An 18,207-nucleotide genomic window follows, 5' to 3' on the forward strand; every position below is an offset into this window, starting at 1 on the left:
ATCATCATGTTGTCACAATTTTTTATCCGCCGGCCGATCTTTGCCGCGGTGATCTCGCTGCTGTTTTTTATTACCGGTGCGATTGCAGTATGGCAGTTGCCAATTACTGAATACCCGGAAGTGGTGCCACCAACGGTGGTGGTTACGGCCAACTACCCTGGTGCCAACCCGAAGGTGATTGCTGAAACAGTGGCCTCGCCGCTGGAGCAGGAAATTAATGGCGTCGAAGGCATGCTGTATATGTCATCGCAGGCCACATCCGATGGCCGGATGACCTTAACCATTACCTTTGCCATTGGCACTGATGCCGACTTAGCTCAAACCCAGGTGCAAAGCCGGGTAGAGCGGGCTAAGCCCCGTTTACCGCAGGAAGTGCAGCGATTGGGCGTAGTGACGGAAAAGTCGTCACCGGATTTAACCATGGTGGTGCATTTAACGTCACCTGATGACCGCTACGACATGCTGTATTTGTCAAACTATGCTGCGTTGAATGTAAAAGATGAACTGGCGCGGGTTGAAGGCGTAGGCGCGGTGCGCTTATTTGGCGCTGGCGATTACAGTATGCGAGTGTGGCTGGACCCGAACAAAGTGGCAGCGCTGGGCTTATCCCCAAGCGAAATTACGGCGGCCATTCGTGAGCAGAACCAGCAGGCCGCAGCCGGCAGTTTAGGTGCTCAGCCAAGTGGCGATGCCGATTTTCAGTTACTGATTAACGTTAAAGGCCGGATGGCGGCGGTGGACGAGTTTGAGAATATTATTATTAAGGTGGGTGCTAATGGTGAAATCAGCCGGTTGAAAGATGTCGCAAGACTGGAGCTTGGCGCATCGACTTATGCATTGCGTTCTCTGCTGGATAATAAAGACGCCGTTGCGCTACCTATTTTTCAGGCTTCCGGCTCCAATGCCATTCAGATTTCCGACGATGTCCGGGCGAAAATGGCCGAATTATCGCAGAATTTTCCGGATGGCCTGGCGTACGACATTGTGTATGACCCAACCGTATTTGTGCGCGGCTCTATTGAGGCGGTGGTAAAAACCCTGCTTGAGGCTGTGCTGCTGGTGGTATTGGTAGTGGTGCTGTTTTTACAAACCTGGCGTGCGTCTATTATTCCGCTGGTGGCGGTACCGGTATCACTGGTGGGTACCTTCGCCTTTATGCATCTGCTTGGCTTTTCACTAAATGCACTGTCGCTGTTCGGTCTGGTACTGGCCATCGGCATCGTTGTCGATGATGCCATTGTGGTGGTTGAGAACGTCGAGCGTAATATCAGCGAGGGCTTATCACCGATTGCGGCTACCCAAAAAGCGATGAAAGAAGTCACCGGGCCAATTGTTGCCACCACCTTGGTGCTGGCGGCGGTGTTTATTCCCACTGCCTTTATGTCGGGTTTAACCGGTCAGTTTTATAAGCAATTTGCGTTAACCATTACCATATCTACTTTTATCTCGGCGATTAACTCGTTAACACTGAGCCCGGCGCTGTCGGCGTTGTTACTAAAAGGCCATGGCGAGAAAAAAGATGCGCTTACCCGCGGCATGGATAAGCTGTTTGGCCGTTGGTTGTTTGCACCTTTTAACCGCTTTTTTGCCCGTTTATCCAGAGGATATGGCTGGCTGATTAAAAAAGTGATCCGGTTTGGTGCCATTGTTGGCGTCATGTATATCGCCTTGGTTGGGGTAACCGGCCTGCAGTTTGCCAGCACCCCTACCGGTTATGTGCCTGGCCAGGATAAACAGTACTTAGTGGCTTTTGCCCAGTTGCCGGATGCGGCCTCACTGGAGCGCACAGACGCGGTTATTAAAGAAATGTCACGGATCGCGCTGGAGCAACCCGGTGTTGCCAACTCTGTCGCCTTTCCGGGTCTGAGCATCAATGGTTTTACCAATAGCCCGAATAGCGGCATTGTCTTTACCCCACTGACAGATTTCAGCGAGCGGACCGATCCATCAATGTCAGCCGGAGCTATTGCCGCGGCACTGAACCAGAAGTTTGCCGGTATTGAAGATGCGTTTATTGCCATTTTCCCACCACCGCCGGTGCAGGGGCTGGGCACGATTGGTGGTTTCCGGCTGCAAATTCAGGACCGTGCAAACCATGGTTACGAAGAGCTGTATAACGTGACGATGCAAGTGATGATGAAAGCCTGGCAAACACCAGAGCTGGCTGGCATTTTCTCCAGCTATCAGGTGAATGTGCCGCAGCTGGATTTAGATATCGATCGCACCAAAGCCAAACAACAAGGTGTGGCACTGGACGAGGTGTTTCAGACGCTGCAAGCCTATATGGGCTCGGTCTATGTCAACGACTTCAACCAGTTTGGTCGTACTTATCAGGTGAATATGCAGGCCGAACAGCAGTTTCGCCAGACGCCGGAACAAATTGCCCAGTTAAAAGTGCGCAATAACGCCGGTGATATGGTGCCGCTGGGCTCCTTTATTAATGTTACTGATAGCGCAGGGCCAGATAGGGTAATGCACTATAACGGCTTTACCACCGCTGAAATTAACGGTGGCCCGGCGCCAGGTTACAGCAGCGGCGAAGCCCAGGCAGCCATTGAAAAAATACTGGCTGAAACCCTGCCCAATGGTATGACGTACGAGTGGACCGAACTGACCTACCAGCAAATTCTGGCTGGTAATGCTGGCATGTTTATCTACCCGCTGGTTATTCTGCTGGTGTTTATGGTGTTGGCGGCGCAGTACGAGAGTTTAAGTTTACCGCTGGCGATTATTCTGATCATTCCGATGACGTTGTTATCGGCCCTGAGTGGCGTGCTGCTTTACGGTGGCGACAACAATATCTTCACTCAAATTGGTTTTATTGTGCTGGTGGGGCTGGCAACGAAGAACGCCATCTTAATTGTTGAATTTGCCAAAGAGTTACAGGATCAGGGCATGAGCGCGATGGAAGCGATCCTCGAAGCGGGCCGGTTGCGGCTGCGGCCAATACTGATGACCTCTATCGCCTTTATTATGGGGGTGGTGCCAATGGTGTTCTCCAGCGGAGCTGGCGCGGAAATGCGCCAGGCGATGGGGGTGGCGGTATTCTCCGGCATGATAGGTGTCACCTTGTTTGGCTTAATTTTAACCCCGTTGTTCTACTACGTGCTGGCCAAGCGTGGTGAAGATAAAGCAGAGGTTACTCATGGGTAATAACTTTAAATTATCAGCTATTGCGGTGATGCTGCTGTCATTAAGCGCCTGTGCGGTAGGCCCGGATTATCAGGCACCGGCTAAGGTTGCTGATATCAGCGTTAACAGCCCGTACCAACGGGCAGAGCATAGCCAGAACTGGTGGCAGGCGTTTGATGACGCTGCGTTAAACCAGCTGATTAGTCAGGCCCTGGTTGAAAACCGTACTCTGGCGCAGGCCAGAGCTAACGTTGACAGAGCGTATGCGGTGTTTCGTGATGCCAATAACGACTTTTTACCGAAAGGGACCGTTGACGCCGGTTACCAGGCCAGTGAAAACCCGACCATATCACCAGCTGATGACGGCGAAATCAGCCGTGGTTACAGCAGCGGCGCCAATTTAAGCTGGGATCTGGACTTATTTGGTAAACTGCGCCGGGCCACTGAAGCGGCAGAGGCGCAGGCAGAGCAGGCGGATATTTTATGGCATGACGCCCAGGTGCAGTTAATAAGCCAGGTGGCAACCAGTTACGGTGAGTACCGGGGCGCCCAGCTGCGCTTAGTAGTGGCAGAGCAAAACCTGCAAAATCTGCAACAAAGCCGGGCTATTGTGCTCGCGCGCTTAGAAGCCGGTATGGCTTCTGATTTGGAGCTGGCGCAGATAGAGGTGCAGGTGCATCAGGTACAGGCGATGATGCCGGCCTACCGGGTGGCGCTGTTAACGGCCGATGCCACCTTATCGGCTTTGCTGGGGCAGCGGCCAGGTCAGTTACAACTAGGCGCGGTGCCGCATTTACCTGAGTTAAAACAACCAGTCGCGCTGGTTAACGGGGAGAACTACCTGCGCTACCGCGCCGATGTCGCCAGTGCTGAGCGGGTGTTGGCAGCCCGCACGGCTGAAATTGGTGTGGCAACGGCTGACTTGTATCCGAATTTGTCAGTACGTGGTTTTCTGGGTTTTATCTCCGGCCCGGGTTTAACAGTGGGCAGTGACAGCCAAAGCTGGGCCGTGGCGCCAACGTTAAGCTGGCGGGCGGCAGATTTAGGCTCGGTAAAAGCCCGTATCCGCCAGGCCGAGGCCAGCAGCCAAATGGCGCTGGCCCAGTTTGAACAGCAGGTATTTAACGCCATCAACGAAATGCAGTTAGCGCTTAACAGCTACAACTTAAGCCGTCAGCAGCAACTTAGCACTGAACTACAATGGCAGGCTGGTAACAAGGCGGTGCAGATTGCCCGTCAGCGCTACAACGCCGGTACCGGTGAGTTTCTGGACTTGCTGGACGCCGAACGAGAACTGCTGCAAAGCCGCGACCAGTTAGCGCAACTGCAACAGCAAAGTTTTATCCGGTTGGTGGGCATTTACCGCAGTTTTGGTGGCGGTATTCAGCTGATGTAGGGCAGATGTACTGTTACTGGAATAGAACAAAGCCGGGTAATACCGGCTTTTTTCGTGCTACCGAACATTACGCTTGATATAACCCCCAGTGATTAGAAAAATTGTGGTCCGGATTCTGCAAAGTTTATTCAACTTTTGTGCATGGTGAACTATTACCCGGAGGCCGCCAATGTTTACCCAACTTAATCCCTCCTTGCCGCTATATATTCCCTCAAAAAATGAATCTGCCTTGGCCCACGGTGTAATAGATTACGGGCCTGAGCAGCATCTTATGTGGGTGTGCTTTCTAAATTCAAACGGGGAGTGCTGGACTCTGCCTAACCCGGAAGTGAGAATAGAATGGAATGCGACACTGGGCCGAATGCCTAAAAAACCAGTTGATAATGTAGTAAATGTTGGCCAAAAAAACTGAACATGACTATGGAGGTTTTACAACTGAATGGAATTTATTTCATGACATTAACAGTTACAGACGCAGGCTAGCGGCCTTATCCGATCGATAAATTGCTGGGGCGATTAAAAGTTAAATACGCCAGCGACCTGAACGACAAAATTCTAATTACTGATGGCAAAATGACACAACTGGACTGGCGTTTGAAAGAATCAATTTTAAGCGTGACGCCAGTTCAAGACTACAAATAGAGATCCGAAAAAGTCAGCTATTGCTTGTTAGGCTAGCGTGACAAAGTTGCTTTACTTATTGCTATTATCCTCGCCCTGATCAGGTATTTCCGGCTCAACCAACAACGCCAGCAATTGCAATGATTCCTGCCAGCCGGCATAACAAAACTCCAGCGGTATTGCTTCGGGTATGCCGCTTTGTTCAATATGCAATTCAGTGCCGCACAGTACCGGTTTTAACCGGATGGTTACCTGCATTTGCCCCGGCAGGTTGGGGTCATCAAACTGGTCGTTATAGCGGATCAGGTCGTTTGGTTTCAGCTCCAGATACGTGCCACCAAAACTATGGCTTTTACCGGTATTAAAATTGGTAAAAGACATTTTATAGCCACCGCCCACCCGTACATCCATACTATGCACCTTGCCGGTAAAGCCATGTGGCGGGCACCATTTCACCAGTGCATCTGCATCTAAAAAGGCACGATATAGCCGCTCTGGTGTTGCTTTGATAACCCGGTGCAATGTTACGGTATTACCTGACATATTGATTCTCCAGCGCTTAACTCAATAATTTTCTGAATTACAGCTTAGTCGAAACAGCAATACCGGATTCGACAGGTGGAAGCAATTTATTTTAGTTGTTCTGCCGTTCTCCTGGCGTAGTCAATTCTTTCAGTTCTTCATCAGTCAGATAGGGTGTTTCTGGGTCTGCAAAGATCTGCTACAAAATATCTAACTCAGTGGTATTTTTAACTCGCAGCATGTTGGTTTTGCTCTTCATTTCCCTGAGTTCATCTAAGGTATATGTCTTACTCAAACGATCCTCCGCCGGTCTTGCAAACCGCGGCTGGCGTTTCCTATGAGGGAATTAACGCCAGTCAGCTGCAGGTAGCTAAACAATATCGTCTAACGCTATACCAACATCAGTTTCAATCCTTTTGTACTGCGCCTTAACCTCAGCGTAAAGCTGACTTACTTCCATTAAGTACTCTTCATAGTCAGCGCGGTCACGTAAGGTTTCACTGGTTAACAGCTGTTCGTTGTACCTTACCGCGTCACGTAACGCCTGTACTAACAAAGGCGCAGCGGCGTTTGAAATTTCAATCATTTTGCTATCCTTTCAATTTGAGCTGCGAAAGACCTTAGCAGATTTCTGAATGTAGCTATAGGCATATCATGGGCCGGGGCGATAGTGTAGTGCGTTGCCATAAAGGTTTCGTTGTAAGAGTCTTTAACAATCGCTAAACCGCGAGGTAACGGTGTTCCCGCTGGAATGATGTAATGTACCCAGTCCTTTCCCTTTGGTACTCCGGGTTTATCAAAAGTAGAAATGCCCCGAGGCCAATGTTTAACCTTAACCCAACCGTTTTCAATGGTGATATCTGGCTTACGGATCCTGCCATTCGACATTTTGTGGGGGGTTTCAATCAGGTCAAACAGAGCAGTGTTTTTCTTGATGTTCAGACCGCGCCACAAATTCACTGGTACTGCGCCATCGAAATACCTTTCCAGTTCACCCATTGAGATGAAAACATCCTTCAAAACAGATTGTTGTTCCATAGTTCTAGTTCCTTATTTTTGCATTGTGATTTAAGTGTTAAATTATAGTAATTAATTTATGTATTTGAAGCGACAAAAGCAAGAACTGGCGCTGCGGAAATTATCTAGTAACGAATGTTTTGTTTGACTGGATTCTGCATTATGCAAAGTTATACTTACTGTTAAATGGAAGTTTGGAGGTAGCTATGACGCGAATCACTATTAAGCTGGATGACGAGCTTATCCAGCAAGTAAAGCAAGCTGCAGCCGAGGCGAAGATGACACAAGACCAGTGGCTGGCTAGTTTAATTCAACAGCGCTTAGCCAACACCTGGCCGCAAATCATTCGTGATATGGCTGGCAGCTGGCAGGAATTTCCGCTGCAAGAATTGCTGCGTACAGAGCATGGCACAGATATGCCGCGAGTGTCAGTTGAGAAAGTCTGCAAAGATTGAAAGCCTACCGATACTGCGCCAGCTCTTCCTGAATTTGCATAAACTCGTGATGGGTGTCGGGTTGCAGCTCGCTTAGTGATCTGGCGATATTTACCTGCATGGTTACCTGAGCCACTTCAGCGATCTCCGGTGTTACTGCTTTGTTTTGCTGTTTGGTAAACCAGCTAAGCACTTTAGCCAAATGCCAGATACTGGTGCTGCCGCTGTGCAATGGGGCGGGGAAGCTTTGGCTATGGCTGAGCATAAGCTTTCGCATATTTTGCCGGCTAAAACCGAGTAAGTCGACAATATCTGTTAAGCCAACCAAATCGGGAGTAGCTTCAATAAGGGATGCGCGTGGAATGGCAGTTTTTACATCTTTAATAGCAGAGGTTATTGCAGCAAAAGCATTGTTGGCTTCACGGCTAAATTGCAGTGCAATGCGGCCTGGTTGGCCGATACCAATAAGGGCATCGTCGCAGCCAGATTGCGCCAGTGCGGCAACATAGTTTTCGGCATTATGGACAGCATCCGGCAAGGCAAACTTTAAAGTAAACTCATATAGTTTCATCGGCTTACTCCTTAAGCTTAGAGCGTTTCTATTTACTGAAATGTTGACAAAATTATAGTTACCAATACCTGGGTTGTCATATGACAACCTTGAGGGGGCTATTTTCTTTTGCGTTTATACATTTGTGGCTTTTGCTACTGCGCTCAACACCATAAAATCTCTGCCCAAGCCTCTTGCTGAGTGCTGAACAACCAGAGAGAATAGCGCCAGTTTGCAGTTGAGGTTGCTATGGTTAATCTGGCCCTGATGGGCGCTTTTATCCCAACATTTTTATTTGTGTCGGTGACGCCGGGTATGTGTATGACGCTGGCGATGACCCTGGGCATGAGCCAGGGCGTGCGCCGTACCTTCTGGATGATGTGGGGCGAGATGCTCGGCGTTGGCCTGGTTGCCGTGTTGGCGGTGCTGGGGGTGGCGGCGCTGATGCTGCAGTTTCCGGCGGTTTTTCAGTGGTTTAAAGTGCTCGGCGCCTGCTACCTGACCTATATTGGTGTGCAGATGTGGCGGGCAAGAGGCAAGCTGGCGATACCCACCGCAGGGCTGGTACCACAACTGCTACCCAGGCGTACCTTGTTTAGCCAGGGCTTTATTACTGCGGTATCTAACCCGAAAGGTTGGGCCTTTCATATGGCGCTGTTGCCGCCTTTTATCGACGGCCAGCTGGCGTTCTGGCCACAGCTGGTGATTTTAATCAGCATTATCTTACTGTTAGAGTTTTTATCGATGCTGTTATATGCCAGTGGTGGCAAAGCACTGGCACTATTTTTAACCCGCTCTAACCGGGTGCAGTATTTAAACCGGATTGGCGCCAGCCTGATGTTTGGCGTGGCGCTGTGGATGCTGCTCGGCTAATTTATGCCGGGCTACCAGCTTTTACCTGGCGCTTTATTGCTGCCTAAACCACCACTTAATACCAGCTGCAGTGCTTCGGCCGGTTTCATATCGATATTACGGGTACAGCTGCGCGGGATAATAATGGTATAGCCACCGACGTTGTAAGCCATTGGGATAAACACTGCCAGCTGTTCTTCATCCATCAGGGATGACATCCGATCATCAGTCTGGCCGCCTTGTTTGGTAATAATGCCTATCAGCTCAATTTCTGATGCTGGCAGTTTTACCATAACTACTGAACCATCTTTGAAATTTTTGCCTGACATCAGGTCGATAATATCCTGCAGCATGCCGTAAATTTGCCTGGTGCCTGGCAGCTTCATCATAATTTTACCGGGCAATTGCCATAACCAGTTAAAGCTGGGCCAGCGCGAGCTGTAACCAATCGCAATACACAGCAGAATAAAGCCCAGTATGGCCATGCCAGGCAAGTACCACTGGGCAGGCAATACCAGTTGCAGCAGCGGGCTTAACAGCGTTTCAACGGTGTGCAGCAGCCAGCGCAGCAGCTCAATGGTAATAACCAGCGGCAGAATAATCGCCAGCCCCGCCAGTAAACTTTTAACAATAACCCGCATAAAAAACCCTTTACTGCTGTTTGCTGTTTAAGGCATGGATAGCAAAGCTACCCAGCCAGTGGCCGCCTTCGTAGCTGTCGCCAATCAGGTTAGGATAAGAGTATGCCATATGCTGGTCAGCGACGTGGCGAAGATGACCGTATTGTGGATATTGTTTGGCCAGCGCGTATAAATTCCAGGCCCGGCTGAAGTTTAAGCCATCCAGATGCACCAGTTTGCCATCGGTGCGATCGCTTACTTTGCCTGGTGCCAGCTGGTAGTCAGGATTGGCCAGTTGCGGCATAAAACCGTTTAACCAGGGTAAAAACTGCTCCGCCGGTAAAACACGTTGCATCAGGCCGATTTCTTCCAGACAGGGTGAAATAAAATCATAGCCGCTGGGCTCCCAGTTAATCGGGCAGTTTTTATCCTGTAAAAAATAGTCTCTGGCCCGCTGTGCGATAAGCTGTTGCAGTTGGCTATGGCCGCGGTTGATGGCGTAGTCATAAGCGAAACTTAAGCCAAAAGCGGTATTCGTGTGCTCACCCACCCGCACCGGATAAACTAACCGCGGTAAAAAACTGATATAACGCTCTATCAGCAAATCGGCCAGCGGTTGCAGGTTAGTGGCCAGCTCACTGGCCAATGGATCCTGCCAGGCATGCAGCTCGTCGGATAGCTTTAGCAACCAGGCCCAGCCATAAGTGCGCTCGAACGACGCATTGATATCTTTACTGAAAAACGCCACTTCCTGCGCTATTTTTTCTGCCGTCAGGTTGCGCTTCAGGATAGCTTTTATTGCTGCGGCCTGTTCCAGCTGTGGAAATTGCCGCAGCAAGCTGACCATTGACCAGTAGCCATGAGCTGCACTATGCCAGTCAAAACAGCCATAAAACACCGGATGCATGGCTATCGGTTCTTTGACATCTGCTGCGCTGGCCAGCACGACCCCGGTTTTATAAGGGTAGGGTGTTTCAACACAATGCAGCGGCAGGCTGACCAGCTTATTGGCTTCAGCCAGATTTAACGCATGGCTGTCAGTGCTGCTCTTTGCAGCGGTTGCCAGACTAAGCATGGCGAACGCCAGGCTGCTTACCCAAACCCATAATTTCATTTTTTATCTCCGACAGCTTATTAGTTTACGTGTTGTTGAAAGTTGCACGTCCATGGCCTAGCGGTTTTCCAGCCGGTTGTAATCCAGCCAGCCACCGGTAACCGGATTGCGCTGCTGAAATAACGCATTGATATTATCACTAAATGTCCAGAAGTTTGGGTTAGTGCGCCGGACTCCGAACTGGTCGAGCAAACTGGCGTAATCTTGTTCATTACTTATATGCTGCGCCGCTGTGACTAATTTACCGATATCAGTTTCCTGTAAATGCCAGAACGCATCGGGATAGCTGCCCAGCAAGCCATGGACCAACGTCATATTGTCGTTTGCCGGATTACGGTTATCTTCTTCGGCAAACAGGCTGTTGACATTAAAATGGGCACTGTTGCGGATAAGGGTAAACAGCTCTGGTGCACTACCGTCAATCGGTTCTATCTTGATCATGGTAACTTCCGGCAAAATAGTAGCGGGTACACCGGTTAACTTAGCGAGCTGTTGCAGTAATTGCGTACTGCTATTGCTCAGTGTGCTGTTGGCAAGCTGGTGTTTAGCAGGTTGCACCTGTTGCAGGTGTTGGCCAAACAGCTGATACAGCTCTGCTTTCTGGTTATCTGTGTTGAAGCTGATGCCGCTGGGCTGATCAAAAGGGTTAATATCTTCACCCAGAAACCGGCTTAATTCCGGCGCCGAGTTCTGGTACCAGTCTGCCAGTTCTGCCCGGCGTTGTGCCGGTGGCAGAAAAGCCAGAAAGTTTGATTCTCCCTCCATCCGCAGGAAGTCCATGTACAACCGGGTCATTAACTGGTGGCCAAAGTTTCCGTGTACGTCAAAGCCTGCTACCAGCAAATAATGGATACGCTCCAGTAATACATAGTCAATTACCCAGGCCGTTTTTGGTGGTGCACCAATTAAACCCTGAACTACCGTGGCATTGTCAAAATGGCGGAAAACCGTCAGGCTGGCATTGAGATTAGTGCCGTCACCGTTCCAGATTGTGGCAGGGGTAAGATAATGCTTTGGATCGACCGCGTTGGCCAGAAACTGATTACGGGCCCGCAGAAAATTACCCTGACGCTTAGCAAAATCCAGCCAGTGTGTAGGCAAGGTGGTGCTTTCATCTTCTGCCGGTAGTCTTAAATTAGCCTGCTGGCTTTGGTAAAACTTTTCGAGCTCGGCCGAGTTTAGCAGATCGGGATCAACAAAATAGACCCAGAAATGATCATTGATAACATTCAGTGCAACCTGGCCACGACATACCGGACCTTTGATATAACCCATGATGGTATGTTCTGCCCGCTCCAGCATAAAGCGGTAGCGGGCGTTTACCGGCAATTCTGCAAACGCAGTCAGTGGGTTAGCAGCAATTTCCGGCTGATAACCCGGCAGCGCAGATACCTGATAATCGGCAGTAGCAAACCATTGCTGCCACTTGGCCAGCAGTGCATCGTCAATCGCGTAGGGTTGATGGGTTTTATGAACAATGCTGGCCAGAACCGGTACTAACCGGTAATAAACCCGGTTAACACCGGGGTCATCAAATGGCCGGCGACTGGCAATAACGTTTACTGGTTGGCCCGGTGCCGTTGTCGAACGCATCAGGGTATAAAACTGCGGTGGCTGGTCTGGCTTTGTCAGGGCCGGAAAATACAAATGCGAAGCAAATAAATGCTCATAAATATAGCGGGCGCTAAGCTGCATTTTCAGAGAGTCGCCATTTAGGAATTGCTCAAGCTGATTTGCTGCCGTTAACGCCGCTTCAGACAGCTTCAATGATTCCGGCATTGCGGCGCCGCTGGCCAGCCAATCAATCAGTACCTTGTGTTCATCATCTGCCAGGCCAGGTAAGCCATAGGGCATGCCGGCTAACGGTTGGTTGCTGGCGTAGCGGTCAAACTGTTCAATGGTATTGCATTGCTGGGCACGGTTCAGGCTGAGATCAAAGCTGTCATCCAGCCTGGTGGCTGGCGGCAGCGGATGCTGCTGTTTTAGCAGTAACATTTGTGCCAGCAGAGACCCCCGGATATTGGCCTCGGCAGTTTGCTTTCGCTCATTTAACACCGGATGAAAGCTACGTTCCCGCCATTCTGACGGCCCTGAGGCGTCAATAAATAAACGTTGCGGAGTGGCTGCAGTAATTCTGGCGCCGTCATATACCGCCTGTGGATTGGCCCCCCGGCTAATACCTGCCGCTGAACTCATTTTTAGCTGGCACGGGGCGTCATAACAAGCGTGGCAAACTACACAACGGCGTTCAATAATAGGTTTTGCCAGTTGTTGGTATAACTCGGCCTGTGCTGCAGTGGCGTCTGTTGATGCGGCTCTGTTGGTTGCTGAGGCTTTGCCGTAGTTTAAATCCAGTTTAAAGGATGACAGGGCAACAAAACCCAGGCAGCCAAAAAGTAAAATGACGATGCTAAATTTCAGGTAATGCGCTCTGAACACTGCTACTACTCCGTGGTGCCTGTCGATTTTTATATGGTCATACTACCGACATCTGACCATGATGGCGACTTAAAGTCGTCGACAAAAAAGCACGGTGTAACATTAGCAATAGTGTTTGTTACTGACTATCTTTAGCGCTGAGCCTGCAACTCTGGAAAGCAAAATCATGCCAGATTACACTCGGCCCGGTGTGTACATTAATGAAATACCGGCCAGTTCCCAACCTGTTACAGCGGTGTCGACCAGTACTGTTATGTTTGTTGGTTGTGCCGCCAGTGGCCCGGTTAGTGAGCCGGTGCTAATCAGCAGTTTTACCGAGTATCAGCGGCTGTTTCAGGGCTCTGCAGATGCTGATCAGTCTACCCAAGCCGATGCGATGACATTGGCTGTTATGGCATTTTTCGGCAATGGTGGCAAAGACGCCTATATTTGCCGACTGACCAGCAAGGATGAGGATAATAATGTTGCCAGCCTGACGGTAAATGACTATACCCGGTTTTATCAGACCGTAATGGCAACCTTACATGATTACAGCCTGCTATTGCTGCCAGGACAGCACTGGAATAGCAATAAAAATTCGCCAGACAATGCGGTGATCAGTGCCAGCTTGGCATTTTGCCAGCAACAGCGTCAGTGCATGTTATTGATGGATTTAGCCGCTGATGTGCAACTTAGCAGTGCTGCCGCTACAAATACCCTAGGCTTACCCATATCAAGCTTTGCCGCGCTGTATTATCCCTGGTTAACCATAACAAACCCGCTGGCAAAAGGTACGCTGACTATACCGCCGGCAGCCGTAGCAGCGGGTCTATACTGCCGCAGTGACGGCCGTTATGGTGTCTGGAAAGCCCCTGCGGGGGTTACCGCTAAATTAATCGGCATTACCGGCCTGGCTGTTAACATTGACGACAGCGTACAGCAACAACTTAACCCTTTGGGTATTAACTGCATTCGCACCTTACCGCGGGTGGGTACGGTATTATGGGGCGCCCGCACACTAGCCAGCCAGGCCGATACGGAGTGGCGTTATATATCGGTGCGGCGAACCGCCATTTTTATCGAGCAAAGCGTTTTACAAAGCCTGCAATGGACAGTATTTGAGCCAAATGATCAACCGTTGTGGCAGGCGGTAGGGCGCAACATCAGTAATTTTATGATTACGTTGTTCCGGGCCGGGGCATTTCAGGGCAGCACACACCAGGAAGCCTTTTTTGTTCGCTGTGGCCTGAATGAAACCATGACCCAGCAAGACATCAGCCAGCAGCAGCTGATCATTGAGCTGGGATTTGCCCCGGTTAAACCGGCAGAATTTGTCATTATCAGGCTCCGCTATTCGCTCAGCCCGCCATAACCTGCTGGCAGCGCAACTTTACAGTACTCAGCTGCGCTACTATTGCCCGTCAGAGCAGCCCTCAACTCGGCTGCTTGCTTATGCTAAACTGCCGCTAATTTTCAGATAGCCCTTTGCAGGAGTTTTTCGTGGCTGGATTAAGTGCTTTATACCCGCAACCTTTGTGGCAATGGTTTGAACAGATTTGTGCCATTCCTCATCCGTCAAAACATGAACAGGCATTAAGTCAGTTCATTCAGAACTGGGCCCGCAAGCTTGGTTTAAATGTGGTTGAGGATAAGGTGGGGAATCTTATTATTAAAAAGCCTGCTACCGCAGGCATGGAAAACCGCAAACCGGTGGTTATTCAGGCTCATTTAGATATGGTGCCGCAAAAAAATGCCGATAAAGTACATGATTTTACTAAAGATCCCATCGAGGCCTATATTGATGGTGACTGGGTAACCGCCAATGGCACTACTCTGGGTTCAGATAATGGCATTGGTATGGCCTCCGCTTTAGCGATACTCGGCAGCAATGAAATAAAGCATGGCCCGTTAGAAGTGCTGCTAACCATTGACGAAGAAGCGGGCATGACCGGAGCTTTTGGCCTGGAGCCGGGTATGCTGGAAGCTGAAATATTAATTAACACCGACTCAGAGCAGGAAGGTGAAATTTATATGGGCTGTGCCGGCGGGGTGGATGCTGAATTTAGCGTACCGGTTAACTGGCAGGCGGTACCGGCTGAAACGCAAGCGGTTACCCTTAGTTTAAGCGGCTTAAAAGGCGGCCATTCCGGGGTAAATATTCATTTGGGGCGGGGTAATGCCAACAAGCTGCTGGCCCGCTTTTTAGTGGCTGAAGCCCGCGAACTGCAATTGCAGCTAAGTGAATTTTCCGGCGGTTCACTGCGTAACGCTATTCCACGCGAAGCACAGGTAACCCTTTGTTTGCCCGCTGATAAAGTTGATTTACTGCAGCAGAAAATCCGTTTTTTTGAGCAGTTAGCTCAAACCGAACTGGCCGCTGTTGAGCCTGCGATTAAATTCAGCCTGCGTGAAGCCAGTCTGCCACAGCAGGTAATGACATCTGCCAGCCAGCAAGCACTGTTAAACCTGCTGCATGCCTGTCCGAATGGCGTCATGCGGATGAGCGACGATGTGCCTGGTGTGACTGAAACCTCACTAAATATGGGGGTTATCAGCACCGTTGGCGATAAGGTGCAGGTACTGTGTTTAATTCGCTCGTTAATCGACTCGGGTCGTGAACATGTCGAAACCATGTTAACGTCGCTGGCTGAACTGGCCGGAGCAGAGGTCACGTTCAGTGGTGCCTACCCGGGCTGGAAGCCGGATCCGGACTCGGCCGTGATGAAAATCGTTAATGATACCTATCAGGATATATATCAGAAACAGCCGGTTATTATGGTTATTCACGCGGGTTTAGAGTGCGGCTTGTTTAAAAAACCTTATCCACAAATGGATATGGTTTCCATTGGTCCTACTATCCGATATCCACACGGACCGGATGAAATGGTCAATATTGAAACCGTCGGCCAGTACTGGCAATTACTGCTGGCCGTGCTGGAGCGTATTCCGCCGAAATCCTGAATACACCCGGGAGTAAGGGGGTAGAGCGGGTTAATCTGGTCATTTGCCAACAAGTAAATGGCCAGGCTCAGGCCAGGTTAAGGTTAACGCTGCCACCGTAGAAACAATGTTGTTTACTTATTCTGAACACCAAAGGAGCTACCGATGTCTGCACCGGATGACACGACCGAAAACGTTAACGCCAACAACAGTAGCACCAGTCCTGATGATCCACTCGCGTCACACCACAAGCCTGCCAATATTTCCGACCGCATTGCCTTTCGCCTAACCAAAATGCTGCGTTTTTGTGCCGATACGTTTTTTGCCAAGCGTTACGGCCATCGCGCCGTTATTCTGGAAACGGTGGCCGGGGTACCAGGCATGGTGGCAGGTATGCTGCGCCATATGCGCAGTTTACGCCGGATGGAAGAAGACCACGGCTGGATCCGCACCCTGTTAGATGAAGCCGAAAATGAACGGATGCATCTGATGACCTTCATCAAAATTGCTAAGCCAAACTGGTTTGAGCGTTTTCTTATCCTGCTGGCTCAAGGCGTATTTTTCAGCTTTTTTTTAGTGCTGTACATTGTTTCGGCCAAAACCGCCCACCGTCTGGTAGGGTATTTTGAAGAAGAGGCGGTATACAGTTACAGTTGCTATCTGCAGGAAGTGGATAACCAGGTTATTGCCAATATCCCCGCGCCCCAGGTTGCGATTGATTACTGGAATTTAGCAGCAGATGCCCGCCTGCGTGAAGTGATTATTGCCGTACGTGCGGATGAAGCAGGTCATCGCGACGTGAACCACGATTTTGCTAATCAGCTGGCCGCTGAATAGCATCAACAAATAGTCTTGCAGCACGCATTGTCAGATTATCTGTTAGCAACTAACCTTAACTAAGGCTTTGTTAGTTAGACGTATTTTCCTAATATAGTGAATTATCAATGGACAGACAGCTTGAACAACTTGCCCAGTTTGTGGCAGCCGCCAATACCGTTGAAGGGTTAACCCGGCCGTTGTTAGCGCTGCTGCAGCGGATAACCGGTCTTGAATCGACCTACCTGACTGCTATTGATGAAACAGCCGGTGTGCAACATATTTTAATTGCCCACAATGCCGGGGCGTTAACACTGCCGGAAGAACTTACTGTGCCCTGGCATGACACGTTGTGCAAAAGAGCACTGGAGAGCCAGCAATTTGTTACCGAAGATGTCGCGGGTTGCTGGGGCGATTCCGACGCGGCCCGGGAACTGGGGTTAAAAAGCTATATCAGTGTACCGGTAAAAAATCAGGATGGCAGTGTTTTTGGCACGCTGTGTGGTGCCAGTTCGCACCATATTGCCCTCACCGGCATGCCGCATTTATCTGAATTGCTGCAATTGTGTGCTGATCTTATTGCGCATCAGCTTATCCGCGAAGATCAGGCAAAATTAATTGCGAAAAGGGCTGAGCAGGCCGAATCAGAGCTTAACCGGATTACCTTGTTCGCCAGAATCAGTGAGCTTTGTGTCGGTGGCCAGTCACTGAGTTTGACGGTGAACCAAACTGCCGGCTATATGATGGAAAGTGGTTTTTGTACTCAGGCGATTGCCTTTGAACTGGTAGAAGATGACTATATTGCGATTGCCCCGGATCAGCAAGCCTGGCAGGAGGTGGTCTCAACATTGCGGGCTGAACTGAGTGTTGAAACCCGGCGTCGCAGTATTATTCCGATTTCCGTGTCAGAAGCTGTGCAGCAACAATTCGATACCTTACTGCTGCCTGGACAAAATGCGGTATTGCTTAAAATATTTGCTGAATACACCCCGACAGCCGCTATTTTTGCGCTGCTCAGCCCTGGGGCTGCCGCAGAGTCTGAAAATAAGGTATTGCTGTCGGCAATCAGTAATTCATTGTCGTTAATGGCCAGCAGACTGGCTGACCATCAGGCCCTTACCCGGGTAAATCAGCAACTGGAATATCAGGCACAGCACGACGCCCTGACAGCACTGCCCAACCGCCGGTATTTGTTTAACGAATTGGCCCGCCAGTTAGCCCGCTCAGCGCGTCAGCAAATCAGTTTTTTCATTTTGTTTATTGATTTAGATGGGTTTAAAGCCATAAACGATAGTTATGGCCATGAAACCGGCGATGAGTTTTTGCGGGAGTTTGCTAACCGGATCCGCTTAGCGATGCGCAGTGGTGATTTTGCCGCCCGTCACGGCGGGGACGAGTTTGTTATGTTATGCCAGTTTTCAGCCGGGAGTCCGCCAGAACTGCAGGGTCAACATTTAATTCAACGGATCCGTGCTGCTACCAGTGGTCGCTTCGTGCTAAGCAACCTTAGCCTGAATTACAATGGTCCCAGTCTAGGGCTGGTGCAATGGCAGCCGGGTGACATTACCGACGGCGATAAATTGCTAAGCCAGGCCGATGCGGCCATGTATAAAGATAAGCAACAGCGCCGCCAACAGCCAAAATATTAATCAGTTCAAATTGTTATTCTTTGCTTGCTTTTTTTACATCACACCTTATTTTGTGTCAGATTTTTTTACATTTCCATAATTGGTTAAAGTTAAGTTGTTGATTTTATATTAAAAATATTTGTGGTT

General features: G+C 49.8%; 15 protein-coding genes. 8 read left to right on the forward strand and 7 right to left on the reverse strand.

Annotation, left to right across the window (positions count from 1 at the left end; translation table 11 throughout):
* The first annotated feature begins 3 nt into the window (after positions 1 to 3).
* The gene (locus B2Q61_RS10035) at positions 4 to 3,153 is read left to right on the forward strand and encodes an efflux RND transporter permease subunit (RefSeq protein WP_414631480.1); all 3,150 of its coding nucleotides are present in this window, start codon (positions 4 to 6) and stop codon (positions 3,151 to 3,153) included.
* On the forward strand, positions 3,146 to 4,528 hold the full coding sequence (locus B2Q61_RS10040) for an efflux transporter outer membrane subunit (RefSeq protein ID WP_290619698.1): 1,383 nt from the start codon (positions 3,146 to 3,148) through the stop codon (positions 4,526 to 4,528). Before B2Q61_RS10035 ends, B2Q61_RS10040 begins: the two co-directional genes overlap by 8 nt.
* A gap of 693 nt (positions 4,529 to 5,221) precedes the next feature.
* Here B2Q61_RS10040 and B2Q61_RS10045 read toward each other — a convergent pair.
* The 3 genes from B2Q61_RS10045 to B2Q61_RS10055 form a co-directional block, all read right to left on the reverse strand.
* On the reverse strand, positions 5,222 to 5,692 hold the full coding sequence (locus B2Q61_RS10045) for an SRPBCC family protein (protein WP_290619700.1): 471 nt from the start codon (positions 5,690 to 5,692) through the stop codon (positions 5,222 to 5,224).
* 349 nt (positions 5,693 to 6,041) lie between these two features.
* Entirely contained in the window at positions 6,042 to 6,257 is a 216-nt protein-coding gene (locus tag B2Q61_RS10050) for a hypothetical protein (RefSeq protein WP_290614471.1), read from the reverse strand.
* Positions 6,254 to 6,709, reverse strand: a complete 456-nt coding sequence (locus tag B2Q61_RS10055; protein ID WP_290619702.1) for a hypothetical protein — start codon at positions 6,707 to 6,709, stop codon at positions 6,254 to 6,256. Before B2Q61_RS10055 ends, B2Q61_RS10050 begins: the two co-directional genes overlap by 4 nt.
* 185 nt (positions 6,710 to 6,894) lie before the next feature.
* Here B2Q61_RS10055 and B2Q61_RS10060 point away from each other — a divergent pair, with 185 nt between their 5' ends.
* Positions 6,895 to 7,143: a CopG family transcriptional regulator gene (locus tag B2Q61_RS10060; RefSeq protein WP_290619704.1), complete on the forward strand. Its 249-nt coding sequence runs from the start codon at positions 6,895 to 6,897 to the stop codon at positions 7,141 to 7,143.
* Between the two features lie 4 nt (positions 7,144 to 7,147).
* Here B2Q61_RS10060 and B2Q61_RS10065 read toward each other — a convergent pair whose 3' ends face one another.
* Positions 7,148 to 7,693, reverse strand: coding sequence for a helix-turn-helix transcriptional regulator (locus tag B2Q61_RS10065; RefSeq protein ID WP_290619706.1), 546 nt, complete (start codon positions 7,691 to 7,693; stop codon positions 7,148 to 7,150).
* Positions 7,694 to 7,921: 228 nt separating this feature from the next.
* Here B2Q61_RS10065 and B2Q61_RS10070 point away from each other — a divergent pair, with 228 nt between their 5' ends.
* Positions 7,922 to 8,545: a LysE family translocator gene (locus tag B2Q61_RS10070; protein WP_290619708.1), complete on the forward strand. Its 624-nt coding sequence runs from the start codon at positions 7,922 to 7,924 to the stop codon at positions 8,543 to 8,545.
* Positions 8,546 to 8,556: 11 nt separating this feature from the next.
* Here B2Q61_RS10070 and B2Q61_RS10075 read toward each other — a convergent pair whose 3' ends face one another.
* From B2Q61_RS10075 to B2Q61_RS10085, 3 genes are read right to left on the reverse strand one after another with little or no spacing between them, the layout of a single operon-like run.
* Positions 8,557 to 9,165: a DUF502 domain-containing protein gene (locus B2Q61_RS10075; RefSeq protein ID WP_290619710.1), complete on the reverse strand. Its 609-nt coding sequence runs from the start codon at positions 9,163 to 9,165 to the stop codon at positions 8,557 to 8,559.
* 10 nt (positions 9,166 to 9,175) lie between these two features.
* Positions 9,176 to 10,258 carry a DUF2891 domain-containing protein gene (locus tag B2Q61_RS10080; RefSeq protein ID WP_290619712.1) on the reverse strand — a complete coding sequence of 361 codons (1,083 nt, stop codon included), beginning with the start codon at positions 10,256 to 10,258 and terminating at the stop codon, positions 9,176 to 9,178.
* A gap of 57 nt (positions 10,259 to 10,315) precedes the next feature.
* Positions 10,316 to 12,697, reverse strand: coding sequence for a fatty acid cis/trans isomerase (locus tag B2Q61_RS10085; RefSeq protein ID WP_290619714.1), 2,382 nt, complete (start codon positions 12,695 to 12,697; stop codon positions 10,316 to 10,318).
* 166 nt (positions 12,698 to 12,863) lie between these two features.
* Here B2Q61_RS10085 and B2Q61_RS10090 point away from each other — a divergent pair, with 166 nt between their 5' ends.
* From B2Q61_RS10090 to B2Q61_RS10105, 4 genes are all read left to right on the forward strand, one after another.
* Positions 12,864 to 14,048, forward strand: coding sequence for a phage tail sheath family protein (locus tag B2Q61_RS10090; RefSeq protein ID WP_290619716.1), 1,185 nt, complete (start codon positions 12,864 to 12,866; stop codon positions 14,046 to 14,048).
* Positions 14,049 to 14,176: 128 nt separating this feature from the next.
* The gene (locus B2Q61_RS10095) at positions 14,177 to 15,637 is read left to right on the forward strand and encodes an aminoacyl-histidine dipeptidase (RefSeq protein ID WP_290619718.1); all 1,461 of its coding nucleotides are present in this window, start codon (positions 14,177 to 14,179) and stop codon (positions 15,635 to 15,637) included.
* A gap of 144 nt (positions 15,638 to 15,781) precedes the next feature.
* On the forward strand, positions 15,782 to 16,453 hold the full coding sequence (locus tag B2Q61_RS10100) for an alternative oxidase (protein WP_290619720.1): 672 nt from the start codon (positions 15,782 to 15,784) through the stop codon (positions 16,451 to 16,453).
* Between the two features lie 107 nt (positions 16,454 to 16,560).
* Positions 16,561 to 18,081 carry a sensor domain-containing diguanylate cyclase gene (locus B2Q61_RS10105; protein ID WP_290619722.1) on the forward strand — a complete coding sequence of 507 codons (1,521 nt, stop codon included), beginning with the start codon at positions 16,561 to 16,563 and terminating at the stop codon, positions 18,079 to 18,081.
* Positions 18,082 to 18,207 lie beyond the last annotated feature (126 nt).

Source organism: Arsukibacterium sp. UBA5043, assembly GCA_002415085.1.
Taxonomy (GTDB): Bacteria; Pseudomonadota; Gammaproteobacteria; order Enterobacterales; family Alteromonadaceae; genus Alishewanella.